This is a genomic window from Caulobacter segnis (assembly GCF_031454995.1).
GTDB lineage: Bacteria > Pseudomonadota > Alphaproteobacteria > Caulobacterales > Caulobacteraceae > Caulobacter > Caulobacter segnis_E.
In genome coordinates this window covers 613399-627010 of record NZ_JAVDRV010000001.1, presented here as the reverse complement: position 1 = coordinate 627010, position 13612 = coordinate 613399, and the positions used below count along the sequence as shown (strand labels likewise).

The window sequence follows — 13612 nt, the reverse complement described above, 5'->3', positions numbered from 1 at the left end:
TTTCTGAGTTTCCATCGGAAACGGACAGGCTCTAGGCGACCCGACGCCGTGATCAGGCCGTGACCGTCTCCAGCGCCAGGCGCAGCCGGCGGAAGGCGGTGGTGAGGCCCGAGGCCGCCATCGACAGGCGCGCGCCGTTGCGCAGGCGACGGTTTGCCTCGGCGTATTCCCCGCGGTTGATCAGCTCGGCCACCTCGGCGGCGGCGTGGTGGAACTCGCGGTGGGCTTCCACGCAGTTCAGATAGGTGTGGTTGCCGGCCCAGCGTTGCTGGAGCGGCCCATGCAGCCACTGGCCGGTCGTGCACTGGCGGTCGGCGCGCAAGGCGGCGGCGTCGACCTGGCGCTTGTCGGCGACGGCGTCGACCAGCGCGTCATAGATCCGGGCGTGCGCGTGCGCTTCTTCGGTAAGGTCCATCACTAAACCCTAGGGTTGGCTCACATCGGTCCGCACCTTTTGGAAAACCCTGGTTTCCACCACGTAACCAGGAATCCTTAATCGCCACCCTGAGATGTGAACCTTTTTCCTTGCCTGTGGATGAAGCGGTTCAGCGCGAGAACGCTACCTTTCCGTCCACGATGGTAAGCACCGGCTGGGCCGTCAGGATGGCCTTGGGTTCGATCGTCATCAGGTCCTTGTCGAAGGCCGTCAGGTCGGCCTTTTTCCCGGCCTCCAGCGTGCCCAGCTCCTTCTCGCGGAAGGCGGCGTAGGCCGGCGCCAGGGTCAGCATCCGCAGCGCTTCGGCGCGGGTGACGGCCTCCTCCAGATGCCAGTCGGCGTTGGCGAAGCCGTCCAGGGAATGACGATAGACGGCGGCGTAGAATTCGATGCGCGGATCGCCCACCTCGACGGGGGCGTCCGAGCCCGCCGCGACGACCACGCCCGCGTTTAGGAAGTCCTTCCAGCGATAGCCCTCGTGCAGGCGGTCCTTGCCCAGGCGCGCCGGCGCGAAATAGAGGTCGCCGATCGCGTGGCTGGGCTGCATCGAGGCGATGACGCCCAGCTTGGAAAAGCGCGGCAGGTCGGTGTCGGCGACGATCTGGGCGTGCTCGATCCGCCAGCGGGCCTTCGCGTCCCCCGCCAGCGCTTCCTCGAACCAGTCCAGCGTCATGCGGTTGCCGCGGTCGCCGATGGCGTGCATGGCGACTTGAGCGTTGACCGCCTTGGCCTTCTTCATCAGGGCCAGGCCCTGGTCGCGCTGGGTCAGCTGCAATCCAAGCCCCTCGGCGTCGCTGTAAGGTTCAAGGAGCGCCGCGCCGCGCGAGCCCAGGGCGCCGTCCATATAGAGCTTGATCCCGCGCACGCGGATCAGGCCCGTGGCGTCGGTCTGCGGCCCCTTGGCCAGCACCTCGGCCGCGCCGCTGGGGTCCATGTAATTGTCGACCCGGATGTGGAAGGTCCCCTTGGCCGCCTCGTCGCGCAGCAAGGCCAGGTCGTCGGCCATGACGCTCATGTTGCCAAGGCCCGTCCAGCCGCGCGAGGCGTAGAGCTGGCCGGCCTTGCGCAGGGCCTCGCGCTTGAGCGCCTCGCTGGGCGGCGGGATGACGTCCTTCACCAGGCTCTGGGCGTGGTCGATCAGCATGCCGTCGGGCTGGCCGTCGGCGCCTTTCAGGATCTGGCCGCCAGCGGGAGCGAGCGTCGCCGCGGTGATCCCAGCCTTGGCGAGGGCCGCGCTGGAGACGACGCTGGCGTGGCCGTCCGAGCGGCCCAGCACCACGATCCGCCCCGGCGCGGCGGCGTCCAGGTCGGCCTTGGTGGGGAAGCGCTTCTCGGGCCAATGGGTCTCGATCCAGCCGCGGCCGTAGATCGCGCCCTCGGGGTGGGCCGCGGCGTAGGCCCTCACGGCGGCGACCAGCTCGGCGACCGACTTCACCTGGTCGAGATTGAGCGTCAGCTCGCGCAGGCCGATGCCGGTCAGGTGCGCGTGGGCGTCGACGAAGCCCGGATAGGCGGCCGCGCCCTTCAGGTCGATGTCGCGGACATCCTGGGCCGCCTTGGCCTTGGCGGCGGCGAGGTCGCCGACGAACAGGATCTTATCGTCGCGGATCAGCACGGCCTGGGCGGTCGGCGCGGCCTCGACGCCGGTGTGGATCGGACCGCCATGGATCAGCAGGTCGCCGGCCTTGGCGGCCGAGAGCGGAGCGGCGGCCGCCGAAGCGACGAGCAGAACGGCGAGAGCGAGGCGGCGCAAAGGCGATCTCCAGGGCAAGTTTCTTAAAATCGTATGGGCGGTTCTTCGCCAGCGGCAACAGTCCTGCTACTTTTTCCCCATGCCGACCCAGGGTTTCGCCCTTTTCGACACCAGCATCGGGCGCTGTGGCCTCGCTTGGGGGCCCAGCGGCCTGATCGGCTTGCAATTGCCCGAGAGCACGCCCGGCGCGGCCTGGGCGCGGCTGCGGCGGCGTTTCCCCGAAGCGGTCGAGTCCGAGCCTCCGCCCGAGGTCGAGATGGTGATCGAGCGGATCCGCGATCTGCTGTCGGGCGGACGCGACGACCTGACCGACGTGCCGTTGGATCTCGGCGGCCAGTCGGCCTTCAACCTGCGGGTCTACGAAATCGCCCGAGCCGTCGCGCCGGGCGAGACCACCACCTATGGCGAGGTCGCCAAGGCCATGGGCGAACCGGGCGCCGCGCGGGCGGTCGGCAAGGCCCTGGGCGAGAACCCCTGGCCGATCGTCGTGCCCTGCCACCGGGTGCTGTCGGCCTCGGGCGGCATCGGCGGGTTCTCGGCGTCCGGCGGCGGGGCGACCAAGGCCCGGCTGCTGACGCTGGAGAAGGCCAAGACCGACGCCGTCCCGACCCTGTTCGACCTGGAGTTCTCGGTCGCGCCGCCGCGGCGCGCGCGCGTTCCTTCTCCCCTTGCGGGAGAAGGTGTCGCCGAAGGCGACGGATGAGCGGTCTATAATCTCATCGGCTGGAGGGGCTGGACCCCATCGCCACGGCTGACGCCATCTTCAACCCTCACCCGCCCCGCTTCGCGGGCCGCCCTCTCACGCAAGGGGAGAGGGTGGTCGTGCGCTGACGCGGTGAAGGGAAATGCGCCTCTTCGCCTACCCTTAACGCCGGCTAACCCTTAGCCGAACAGGGGCGAAACGAATCATGACCGAATCAGCGACGTTCGCCGATTCAGTGTTTGTTCCCTACAAGCTATTGTATCTCAATTCGCGTTAACCACAAACGAAGCTTCGCCATACGGCTACTTCGCGGCTTGTTCGGCGGGGCATTCGGCCGCGACGCGCTTGGCGGTCATCACCCCAGCCAGCGGCAAGCCGTTGATCGTCTTCATGTGGATGTTCAGGGTGAAGCTCTCGGGCGTGTACGAGCCGTCGGCCGTCACCGGGGCCACGCGGTCCTTCTTGTCGGTCCAGGTGCCCTTCAGCTTGATCTTGCCGTTGGAGACCACGTTGGTCGTGTAGTCGCAGCGGTATTTGCGCGTGCAGATCCCGCGCGAGAACTGCTCGACGTCGGCGGGCTTCAGGCACTTGCTCTCGCTGCCGGCCGGAATCGGACCGACGCGATAGTCGTACTCCCAGTGACCGGGCAGAATCGTCCGCGCCGGCGCGGCGGCGGTGGTCGGGCGGGCCTGGCTCGAGGCGGCCAGCGGCAGGGCGGCGGCCAGGGCCAGAATGGAAGCGGCGAGGGCGGTCGAACGCATACGGCGGGTCTCCTTCATGCGGCTCCATATATAGAGAGCCAGATGAACCCTGCTTGAAGGCGGACGTTGGGCGGGGTGTTCCATCGCGAGCGCGAAGAGAAGGCCATACCAGCCTTGACTCAGGGGGCGGCCTTCGCCTATATCGCCCGCTCTCGCGCGGCCAGCTCGTCCGGATCGCGTGCCCGAATTCATATCTTAGCGGGCCAGGCTCTTCTCAAGAGAGCGGGGCTTCGCCCAAGCCAAGGTAACCACCATGTCGCGCCGTTGCGAACTTACCGGTATCGGTCCGATGGTCGGCCACAATGTGAGCCACTCGAACATCAAGACCAAGCGCCGCTTCCTGCCGGCCCTGTCGCCCGCCACGCTCCAGTCGGAGTCGCTGGGCCAGAGCTTCAAGCTGCGCATCAGCAACGCGGCCCTGCGCACCCTGGACTTCAAGGGCGGCCTGGACACGTTCCTGCTGGGCGCCAAGGACGAGCAGCTGTCGCCGCGCGCCCTGAAGATCAAGGCCCAGGTGAAGGCCAAGGCCAAGGCCGCCGCTCAAGCCGCCTAAGGCTTACGGCCCTTCAAGGCTGAGTTTCGAAGACCCGCTGGGAGTGATCCCGGCGGGTTTTTCGTTGCGCGGCGGGTGATGGAAGGGCGCGTGGAGTTAAGCCGCTCCCGCGGGAAGGGCGGCTCGTCGGATGCCTGAGATGGGTGGGTGGCGGACACTCAAAATCCCTCTCTCTAAGAGAGAGGGTTTTCGCGCGACGTCTCACACGGGGCGACAGTCGACCTCCCGGCCTGCTCCCCCCAAAACAAAACCCGCCGCGGCTTGGGCCGCGGCGGGTTTGTTACGCTTGGTACTGTGACGCGGAGTACTCGGAACGCTGTACTGTTACGCTGGGTACTAAACGGGTGGCGCTTAGCGCGAGACGGTCGAGGCCGGGTTCGAGGCGTTGTAGGCCGTCAGAGCCGGGTTGTTGATCTTGGCGACGGCGTCGTTGACCGAGGCGCGGATGCAGGCCGGGTACATGTAGCCGGCGAGGGCTTCGCCGCGGATGTCCTGCCAGCAGACGGTCGAGGCCGCCTTGACGATTTCGGCGCGGACTTCGGCGGCCGACTTGCCGGCGACCTTGACGCGCATTTCAGCGGCCGAAGCCGGGGCGGCGACGGCCAGGGCGATGGCCGAGGCGGCCAGAATGATGGAGCGGATCATGTCGATTGTTCCGAAAGGGGTTGTGCGCAACCACCTCCAGACGCGTTCCTCTGACGGTCGCCGAGGTCTTCCGCTCGCTGGATCCGTCCGGGTCGATATAGCGACGTTCTGTTGGGTGATCAACGATAATGTTGCGATGCACCCTAAAATGGGGTCGGCGGGGCCAAGCTTGCGCCGCGACCGTGTTTTCGGTGCGGAAAAGGCCCGCGAGAGCGTCGTCTCGCGGGCCTTCCTTGCCTTCTTAGCGGCTGGCGACGCGCATCGTGTAGACCGAGCGACCCTGAGCCTTGTTGAAGGTGGCGAGCTCGGGGCTGTTGGTGCGGGCCACGGCGTCGCGGGTGATTTCCCGCACGCAGTAGGGGGCCAGATCGCTGGCGGCGGGGTTGCCGGCGAGGTCTTCCCGGCACAGCTGCTTGGCGGCCTGGATGATTTCGGCGTGGACCTCGGCGGTCGGGCGGCCGCGCACCTTGATGGTGATTTCGCCGGCGCTGGCCGAGGTGGCGGCGGTGGTGGCCATCAGGGCGCTGACGGCGATAACGAGCAGACGGATCATGTTGATAGTCCCGGAAAGGAGGTTGGGTTCAACCGCCTCCCGGCGCGTTCCTCTGACGGCCCGTGGGTTCTCGCCTCATCGACCGTCAAGCTAGGAATGACTGACAACGTTGTCTGCCGCAAGTGCGAAAACGCCGTTCGAGCGAAAAAATGTTAGCGGTACCATATCGTTGCCAACGAAACGATTTCAGTGACTTGGTTGATTTTCGTTAAGGTGTGCGAGCGCGAAGGCTCAGCGCTTGCGGACCGGCTTCCTGGGCGGCTTGGCCGGAGCCGGCGGCGGGGGAGGCGGCGGCGTCCAGTCGAAGGCCAGCAGCAGGGTGCGCTGCTTGGCGCTGACGGCGCCGTCGTCCGAGAGCACGTAGATCCGGATCGCGCCGGACGGTGAGGTCGAGAGCGCCAGGCCCTCGAAATTGTCGCGTGGCATGGCGCCGTCGATGCGCAGCGAGGCGGCGGTGCGTTGGCGGGCGAGCGGCAAGGTGGGGTCCGAGACGAAGCGGACGATGGCGCGCCAGCCGCGGATCGGATCGAAGCCTCGGTGCAGGGTGGCCACGGCCGTCCCTTGGAACGGCGCGAAGGCGGTCAGGCCCCAGGTGAAGTCGGGTCCCGACTGCGGCGGCAGAGACTTGCAGTCTCCCGACAGGCGGCAAAGCCAGACCTCGCCCTCCTCGCCGCCGACGATGTAGGCGTCTGGGCCGGCGGCCGGATAGGCCGACAGCGCCTCCATGCCTTCGTTGTCGGGGAGGATGGTCGCGGGCTTGGGGACGGGGCGGGGTGTTCCCCAGCCGCCGTCGGCCTGGGCCGGATAGAGCCAGATGCGATGATCGCCCTCGAAGCTGACCAGGCGATCGCCGTTGGGCATGACGGCCAGGCCCTCGGCGTCGGCGGCGCGCTTGCCTTGCAGGGGTTGGCCGTCGAGGCCAGGCAGCGGGAACAGCTTGCCGGCGGTCAGACCCGCGAGGCGTCCGGCCGCGTCCAGTTGGATCTTGGCCTCGAAGACGTCGCCCTCGTCGCTGATCGCCGTCAGGACGTCGCCCGCGCCGATGCGCAGGTCCGACAGGCCGTGGAGTCGGGTCGTGTCCGAGCTGGTCAGCACCAGGCCGCCGGCATAGGTGAAGCCGCCCTCGGCCGTGACCTTGGTCGGATCGGCGGCGTCCATCGGGATGGGCGTGGCGACGACGGTGATCTCGGGGCCGGCCTTGACCGGCGCGGCGGGAATGACGGGCGGCGGCGCGGCGTGCCGGGCGCAACCGGCGGCCAGGCCGCCGGCCAGCGCCAGGGTCAGCGCCCAGCGAGCCCTCACGCGGGCGTCCTGGCGGGCTTGGCCGCCTGCGGCGTCACGACCGGCGGCGGGGCCAGCAGGCCCCGCGCGCGGGCGATCTGGCGCGGCTCTTCCTCGAACAGGGCGGCCAGCTGCTCGACCAGCACCCCGCCCAGCTGCTCGACGTCGACGATGGTGACGGCGCGGCGGTAGTAGCGCGTGACGTCGTGGCCGATGCCGATGGCGATCAGTTCGACGGGGCTCTTGCCCTCGATCTCGGCGATGACCTGGCGCAAGTGGCGCTCCAGATAGTGGCCCGAATTCACGCTCAGGGTGCTGTCGTCCACCGGCGCGCCGTCGGAGATCACCATCAGAATGCGGCGAGCTTCGGGCCGGCCGACCAGGCGCTGGTGCGCCCACATCAGGGCCTCGCCGTCGATGTTCTCCTTCAGCAGGCCCTCGCGCATCATCAGGCCAAGGTTCTTGCGGGCCCGCCGCCAAGGCGCGTCGGCGGCCTTGTAGACGATGTGGCGCAGGTCGTTCAGGCGACCCGGCGCGGCCGGCTTGCCGGACTTGATCCAGGCGTCACGGCTGGAGCCGCCCTTCCAGGCGCGGGTCGTGAAGCCCAGCACCTCGGTCTTGACCCCGCAGCGCTCCAGCGTGCGAGCCAGGATGTCGGCGCAGATCGCCGCCACCATGATCGGCCGCCCGCGCATCGAGCCGGAATTGTCGATCAGCAGGGTGACGACCGTGTCGCGGAACTCCTGGTCCTCCTCCTGCTTGAAGGAGAGCGGCGCGGTCGGGTCGATGATCACCCGCGTCAGGCGGGCGACATCCAGCATCCCTTCCTCGAGGTCGAAGGTCCAGGCGCGGTTCTGCTGGGCCAGCAGGCGGCGCTGCAGCTTGTTGGCCAGGCGCGAGACGACGCTGGAGAGGGCCGAGAGCTGCTGGTCGAGATAGGCGCGCAGGCGCGTCAGCTCCTCGGCGTCGCACAGGTCCTCGGCCTGGACGATCTCGTCGAACTCGGTCGTGAAGATCTTGTAGAGCGGCTCGCCGCCCTGGGCCTGACCGGGATCGGGACGGGCGGGCTTGGCGCCGTCGCCCATGTCGGGCGCCTCGTCGGTCTCCTCGACCTCGCCGTCCTGGTCCGACTGGACCATCTCCTCGTCGCCGGCCTCGGACTCGCGATCGGAGGCCTCGCTTTCTTGCGGAGAAGACCCCTCGGGCTGTTCGCCTTCGCCCTCGCCCTGCTCGTTGTCGTCGCCTTCGGTCGGGGAGTCGTCCTCCTCGCCGTCGTCCTCGTCGGCGCTGTCGGTGGCGTCGGCCATTTCCTCGCTCAGGTCGAGGTCGCGCAGGATGTCGCGGCTGACGCGGGCGAAGGCGGCCTGGTCGTCGATGGCGGCGGCCAGACGGTCCAGGTCCTTGCCGGCCCGGGCCTCGATGTCGGCGCGCAGGATATCGACCAGGGCCTTGGCGCCGTCGGGGGGCGCATCGCCGGTGAGACGCTCGCGGACCAAGAGGCCCAGGATCTCGGCCATCGGGGCGGACTGGGTGTCGGTGGCGACCGCGCGGGTCAGGCCCTGCTTCTCCAGCCGGGTCTCAAGGGCGGCGGTCAGGTTGGCGCGCACGCCGCCCAGGGCGTTGGCGCCGATGGCTTCCAGACGCGCCTGCTCGATCGACTCGAAGGCGGCTTGGCCGTCGGGCGAGGCGGGGCGGGCGCGGGCGTGGGCGATCGGGTCGTGGTGCGCCAGGCGCAGGGCCATCTGGTCGGCCAGGCCCCGGATGCGCGCGGCTTCCTTGCCCGACAGATCGCGCGGCGGATGCGGCAGCACGGCCCGGTTGCCCAACAGCTGCGGACCATCGCCCGAGAACACGACCTCCAGGTCGGGCGTCTCGGCGAGCGAACGGGCCGCGTGGGCTAGCGCGCGCTTGAAGGGTTCGGTCGGGCTTTCGGGCTTGGAGGCCATGGCGACTGGGTTACCGGCCTCGGGCGGCGAAGACAAGGAACGCCGCGCGATGAAGGGGCGTTGATTTTTCGACGGCGCCGTTTGGGCGCCCGCGGAGGGAAACCATCATGCTCAAATGGGCCATTATTCTCGCCATCGTCGCCATCATCGCCGGCGCCTTGGGCTTCACCGGCATCGCCGGCGCCGCCGCCGGCGTCGCCAAGCTGCTGTTCTTCCTGTTCCTGATCGGCTTCGTGATCCTGCTGCTGCTGGGGACCACCGTGTTCAAGGCCGTGAGCGGGCCGAAATAGGGCTGTCGAAAATCCTCCCCCTAGCGGGGGAGGTGTCCGCGAAGCGGACGGAGGGGGAAGTTCCGCTGACCTTGCGACTCCCCCCTCCGGCCTTCGGCCTCCTCCCCCACGGGGGGAGGATTTTTTATGTCCTCACTTCACGCCGTAAGCGGCCGCCTGCCGATCAACCAGCGCCACCAGATCCCCCATGGCCAGGTTCACGTCGATCAGGTGCAGACCCCAGTCCTTCAGCACGACACCCGCGACGGCGATGTCGCCGCCGATGTCGTCGGCGCGGGGATCGGCCGGGTCGGCGTTGACCTTCACCGACAGATACGTGAACTCACCGTCGCTGACGCAGCGCGCCGAGAGAAGGCCGGGCGTCGAGACGAACGGCGTCGAGACGGTCAGCCCCTCCGCGAACGGCTTAGCCGGCTGGCCGGCGACCGCGCCGTAGCCCTTGCTGCTGAGATAGGCGTGGAGCGGCGTGTCCTCGGATGAGGCCTTGCCGGCCAGCAGAGCGGCGGGGTTCACGCAGCCCGAACGATGACCCTCGGCGTCCGTCTTGCCAAAGCGGCTGTTGGCCGGCGGCGGGCTGGTCGCGCGGAACGAGACGTAGGTGACGAGGCAGCCTGCCTGGTCGGCCTTCGTACACAACGGGATCGAGCCGTACTTGCCCGCGGCGTCCACCGGCGTGTTCATGCCCAGCACCAGGGCGGAGATCATCTGTTTCTGGGCCGGCTGGCCGTCGATCTCGGCCTTCAGCAGGTTCAGCAGGATGCGCGAGCCCTGGCTGTGGCCGATCAAGACGACGCCCCGGCCGTTGTTTTCATTAGTTAGATACCAGCGCCAGGCGTCGCGGACGTCGGCATAGGCCAGCTCGCCATCGCCGGGCGACGGGCGGCCCAGCATGACCGACCGCAGCGCGGCCAAGGTGACCTGGCGATACATCGGCGCGAACACCCGACACTTGGAGGAAAAGCGCGCTAGCTGCTGGTCGACCACGCGCCGCTCGGCCTCGTCGATGACCATGTCGCTATTGCCGCCAGAGTCGGTCGAGACGGTCGGATAGACGTAGAAGCAGTCATAGGCCGGCGCGGCCGCGGCCTTGAACGGCTCGATCGACGTCTTGCCGTCGGCCTCGACGATGGTCGTGGTCTGGTCGGAGGCGCAGGCGTCCTGGCGGCCGGGCAGGCACAGCCAGTTTTCGGGCTTGGCGTAGTCGTTTGGCGTCGTGGGGACGGGCGTCGTCTGGGCGCAGGCCGATGCGCCCATGGTCAACATCGCCGCCAAGCCCATGGCGGCCAGCCTCGTCCTGGTCATGCTCTTCCCCTCATCCCGCGTTCGAACGCCTGTTTGGCGCGGAGGATGACCGGAAAGACGCTCGCGCGCCAAGGGCTAATCGCGACCGGGCGCTAGAACAGCCAGCGGCGGGGATACTTGTCCCCCAGGCGCCGCGCCTCGCCGGGCTTCAGGCCGAGGTCCCGCATCCGGTAGGCCACGATCTCGCGCATGGTCTCGACCGGCTCCTGGCCGTTGACGGGGCTGGAGGCGATCGCGCCCTCGGCCTGGGCGAGGTCGGTGGCGGTCCATTCGGCCTGGGCGCGGTCGGCCTTGCCGACGGCGAAGTAGTGGCGCACGGGGACGCGCTCGCCCGGGACCTCGACCATGACGCCGATGACCCAGCCTTGAACGATCAGATCGGCGTCGGGGCGCTGGCGGAACATGGCTCCGCGTTTAGGGCGTTCCGCCCTGAACTGTAAGGGCCTTTAGCCGACGGTCAGCCGATAAGCTGGAAGGCCGCCTGGCTTAGCAAGCCCAGCACCAACCAAGCCGAAAGACCCAGAACCACGATACTCAGGGGTGTCCGCGGAGCGCGTCTGCGACGCGGGGCGGGGTACTCACGCACGAACGACATCACGGCCTCCATGCTAGCGAAGCCGTAGCCTAACGCCGATGGGGGCGATTGGATGCGTGCGTTTTCGCATTCACCAAGGATTCCGGTGGATAGGCGGTGGATAGAAAAAGGGCGGAGTCTTTCGGCCCCGCCCTCGATCAGCACTTCGAACTGGTCCCGGCTCGGCCTTCGGGACCGCTGCGCGGTCCCTCCGTGGGCCGGGATGACAGTTTTAGAAGTCCATGTCGCCCATGCCGCCCGGCATGCCGCCGCCGGCCGGAGCGCCGCCGCCCTTCTTGGGGGCTTCGACGATCGCGGCTTCCGTCGTGATCATCAGGCCCGCCACCGAAGCGGCGTTCTGCAGGGCGGTGCGAACCACCTTGGCCGGGTCGATGACGCCGTCGACGACCAGGTCGACATACTGCTCGGTCTGGGCGTTGAAGCCGAACGAGCTGCTGTCGTTTTCCAGGATCTTGCCGACCACGATCGAGCCTTCGACGCCGGCGTTCTCGGCGATCTGGCGGATCGGAGCCTGCAGGGCGCGACGGACGATCGCGATGCCGGCGGTTTGGTCGTCGTTGTCGCCGGTCAGGCCAGCCAGGGCCTTGGAGGCCTTCAGCAGAGCCGTGCCGCCGCCCGGGACGATGCCTTCGTCGGCGGCCGCGCGGGTCGCGTTCAGGGCGTCGTCAACGCGGTCCTTCTTTTCCTTCACTTCGACTTCGGTCGAGCCGCCGACGCGGATGACCGCGACGCCGCCGGCCAGCTTGGCCAGACGCTCTTGCAGCTTTTCCTTGTCATAGTCCGAGGTGGTGTCTTCGATCTGGCGCTTGATCTGGCTGATGCGCGCTTCGATCGCTTCCTTCTCACCGACGCCGTCCACGATCGTGGTGTCGTCCTTGGTGATCGAGACCTTCTTGGCGCGGCCCAGCATGTCGAGCGAGACGCTCTCGAGCTTGATGCCGAGGTCTTCGCTGACGACTTGAGCGCCGGTCAGGATCGCGATGTCTTCCAGCATGGCCTTGCGGCGGTCACCGAAGCCCGGAGCCTTGACGGCGGCGACGCGCAGGCCGCCACGCAGCTTGTTGACGACCAGCGTGGCCAGGGCCTCGCCTTCGACGTCCTCGGCGATGATCAGCAGCGGACGGCCCGACTGGACGACGGCTTCCAGCACCGGCAGCAGCGGCTGCAGCGACGACAGCTTCTTTTCGAACAGGAGGATCAGCGGCTCTTCCAGCTGAACTTCCATCTTGTCGGCGTTGGTGATGAAGTACGGCGACAGGTAGCCGCGGTCGAACTGCATGCCTTCGACGACGTCGAGTTCGGTCTCGGCGGTCTTGGCTTCTTCGACGGTGATGACGCCCTCGTTGCCGACCTTGTCCATCGCCTTGGCGATCATCTCGCCGACTTCCTTGTCGCCGTTGGCCGAGATGGTGCCGACCTGGGCGATTTCGGCGTTGGTGGTGACCTTCTTCGAGGACTTCTTGATTTCCTCGACGGCGACCAGGACGGCCTTGTCGATACCGCGCTTCAGGTCCATCGGGTTCATGCCGGCGGCGACCGACTTGAGGCCTTCCTGGACGATGGCTTGGGCCAGGACCGTGGCGGTCGTGGTGCCGTCGCCGGCCTTGTCGTTGGTCTTCGAGGCGACTTCGCGGATCATCTGCGCGCCGAGGTTCTCGAACTTGTCAGCCAGTTCGATTTCCTTGGCGACCGAGACGCCGTCCTTGGTCGTGCGCGGAGCGCCGAACGACTTTTCGATGACGACGTTGCGGCCCTTGGGGCCCAGGGTCACCTTCACCGCGTTGGCGAGGATGTTGACGCCGCGCAGCATCTTGTCGCGCGCGTCGGAGGAGAAATAGACGTCTTTGGCGGCCATTTTCGGTGCCTTTCTGGAAAGAGGTTAGCTGAGAGAAAGCGCGGGAGCGGGGAGGCCTTAGGCCTCGACCACGCCCAGGACGTCGCTTTCCTTCATGATCAGGAGGTCCTGACCGTCGACCTTCACTTCGGTGCCCGACCACTTGCCGAACAGGATGCGGTCGCCAGCCTTGACGTCCAGGGCGACGACTTCGCCCTTGTCATTGCGAGCGCCCGGGCCGACCGCGACGACTTCGCCTTCTTGCGGCTTTTCCTTCGCCGTGTCGGGGATGATGATCCCGCCCTTGGTCTTGGTCTCTTCTTCGACGCGCTTCACGAGGACGCGGTCGCCCAGGGGACGAAATTTCATTGTGGTTCTCCGTCGGAACGGTTTGATTTAAAGGCTTCGTCGGCAGGGGGAGCGGTGCTGTTAGCAGTCGCTCCCTCCGAGTGCTAACGACGAGCGTCAGTTAGGCGCCGCCCTCCGGGGAGTCAAGAACGCCTAGGGTGAAGTTTTTTTCGCCGTCGTGAACGGGAGTGGCTTTTATGATCGACCATATGGGCGTGACGGTGCGGGATCTCCAGATCTCGAAGGCCTTCTACGACGCCGCGTTCGCCCCCTTGGGCATCGCCGAGGTGATGAGCGTGAGCGCCGCGGAAACCGGCGGCTCGGCGCACATCGGTTATGGCGGGACGGCGGGGAGACCCGATCTCCCAGCGGGAAAGCCGTATCTCTGGATCACGGACGGCGCCGCCCCGACGGGGCCCATGCACATCGCCGTCCGAGCGTCCGACCGCGCGCAGGTCGACGCGTTCCACGCCGCGGCCCTGGCCGCGGGCGGGACCGACAATGGCGCGCCGGGCGTTCGGCCTCACTATCATCCCAATTATTATGCCGCTTTCGTTCTTGACCCGGACGGTCGAAACGTCGAGGCCGTCTGTCACGCGCCAGCCTGACCGG

15 protein-coding genes are annotated in these 13612 nt (G+C 67.7%); 4 read left to right on the top strand and 11 right to left on the bottom strand.

The window, feature by feature from the left end; translation table 11 throughout:
- Positions 1 to 52: 52 nt before the first annotated feature.
- Both J2728_RS03010 and J2728_RS03005 read right to left on the bottom strand, forming a co-directional pair.
- The gene (locus J2728_RS03010; RefSeq protein ID WP_309996150.1) at positions 53 to 415 is read right to left on the bottom strand and encodes a CZB domain-containing protein; all 363 of its coding nucleotides are present in this window, start codon (positions 413 to 415) and stop codon (positions 53 to 55) included.
- A gap of 130 nt (positions 416 to 545) precedes the next feature.
- Complete coding sequence (locus tag J2728_RS03005; RefSeq protein ID WP_309996148.1) at positions 546 to 2189, bottom strand: amidohydrolase; 1644 nt, start codon at positions 2187 to 2189, stop codon at positions 546 to 548.
- 79 nt (positions 2190 to 2268) lie between these two features.
- Between J2728_RS03005 and J2728_RS03000 the strand changes: the two genes are divergently transcribed.
- Entirely contained in the window at positions 2269 to 2892 is a 624-nt protein-coding gene (locus tag J2728_RS03000) for a methylated-DNA--[protein]-cysteine S-methyltransferase (RefSeq protein WP_309996145.1), read from the top strand.
- A gap of 302 nt (positions 2893 to 3194) precedes the next feature.
- On the opposite strand, the gene J2728_RS02995 is transcribed toward J2728_RS03000, so the two are convergent.
- The gene (locus J2728_RS02995; RefSeq protein WP_309996142.1) at positions 3195 to 3653 is read right to left on the bottom strand and encodes a DUF3617 domain-containing protein; all 459 of its coding nucleotides are present in this window, start codon (positions 3651 to 3653) and stop codon (positions 3195 to 3197) included.
- 253 nt (positions 3654 to 3906) lie between these two features.
- On the opposite strand from J2728_RS02995, the gene rpmB reads away from it, so the two are divergent.
- Positions 3907 to 4206 (top strand): 50S ribosomal protein L28, encoded by a 300-nt coding sequence (gene rpmB, locus J2728_RS02990; RefSeq protein WP_010918547.1) that lies wholly within the window; start codon positions 3907 to 3909, stop codon positions 4204 to 4206.
- A gap of 351 nt (positions 4207 to 4557) precedes the next feature.
- Here rpmB and J2728_RS02985 read toward each other — a convergent pair whose 3' ends face one another.
- From J2728_RS02985 to cobT, 4 genes are all read right to left on the bottom strand, one after another.
- A complete protein-coding gene (locus J2728_RS02985; RefSeq protein WP_309996136.1) occupies positions 4558 to 4851 on the bottom strand; it encodes a hypothetical protein in 294 nt (97 codons plus the stop codon).
- Between the two features lie 241 nt (positions 4852 to 5092).
- Complete coding sequence (locus J2728_RS02980; protein WP_309996133.1) at positions 5093 to 5404, bottom strand: hypothetical protein; 312 nt, start codon at positions 5402 to 5404, stop codon at positions 5093 to 5095.
- Between the two features lie 231 nt (positions 5405 to 5635).
- Entirely contained in the window at positions 5636 to 6706 is a 1071-nt protein-coding gene (locus J2728_RS02975) for an esterase-like activity of phytase family protein (RefSeq protein ID WP_404979686.1), read from the bottom strand.
- A complete protein-coding gene (cobT, locus tag J2728_RS02970; RefSeq protein WP_309996132.1) occupies positions 6703 to 8631 on the bottom strand; it encodes a cobaltochelatase subunit CobT in 1929 nt (642 codons plus the stop codon). Before cobT ends, J2728_RS02975 begins: the two co-directional genes overlap by 4 nt.
- 107 nt (positions 8632 to 8738) lie before the next feature.
- Between cobT and J2728_RS02965 the strand changes: the two genes are divergently transcribed.
- Positions 8739 to 8921, top strand: a complete 183-nt coding sequence (locus J2728_RS02965; protein WP_309996130.1) for a DUF1328 family protein — start codon at positions 8739 to 8741, stop codon at positions 8919 to 8921.
- Positions 8922 to 9053: 132 nt separating this feature from the next.
- On the opposite strand, the gene J2728_RS02960 is transcribed toward J2728_RS02965, so the two are convergent.
- The 4 genes from J2728_RS02960 to groES all read right to left on the bottom strand — a co-directional run bounded on the left by J2728_RS02960 (position 9054) and on the right by groES (position 13021).
- Positions 9054 to 10223 carry a DUF3089 domain-containing protein gene (locus J2728_RS02960; protein ID WP_309996128.1) on the bottom strand — a complete coding sequence of 390 codons (1170 nt, stop codon included), beginning with the start codon at positions 10221 to 10223 and terminating at the stop codon, positions 9054 to 9056.
- 92 nt (positions 10224 to 10315) lie between these two features.
- Entirely contained in the window at positions 10316 to 10627 is a 312-nt protein-coding gene (locus tag J2728_RS02955) for a hypothetical protein (protein WP_309996126.1), read from the bottom strand.
- A gap of 402 nt (positions 10628 to 11029) precedes the next feature.
- Positions 11030 to 12673: a chaperonin GroEL gene (groL, locus tag J2728_RS02950; RefSeq protein ID WP_309996123.1), complete on the bottom strand. Its 1644-nt coding sequence runs from the start codon at positions 12671 to 12673 to the stop codon at positions 11030 to 11032.
- A 57-nt stretch (positions 12674 to 12730) separates the two neighbouring features.
- On the bottom strand, positions 12731 to 13021 hold the full coding sequence (gene groES, locus J2728_RS02945; protein WP_013080760.1) for a co-chaperone GroES: 291 nt from the start codon (positions 13019 to 13021) through the stop codon (positions 12731 to 12733).
- A gap of 176 nt (positions 13022 to 13197) precedes the next feature.
- Here groES and J2728_RS02940 point away from each other — a divergent pair, with 176 nt between their 5' ends.
- Positions 13198 to 13608 (top strand): VOC family protein, encoded by a 411-nt coding sequence (locus tag J2728_RS02940; protein WP_309996113.1) that lies wholly within the window; start codon positions 13198 to 13200, stop codon positions 13606 to 13608.
- The last annotated feature ends 4 nt before the right edge of the window (positions 13609 to 13612 follow it).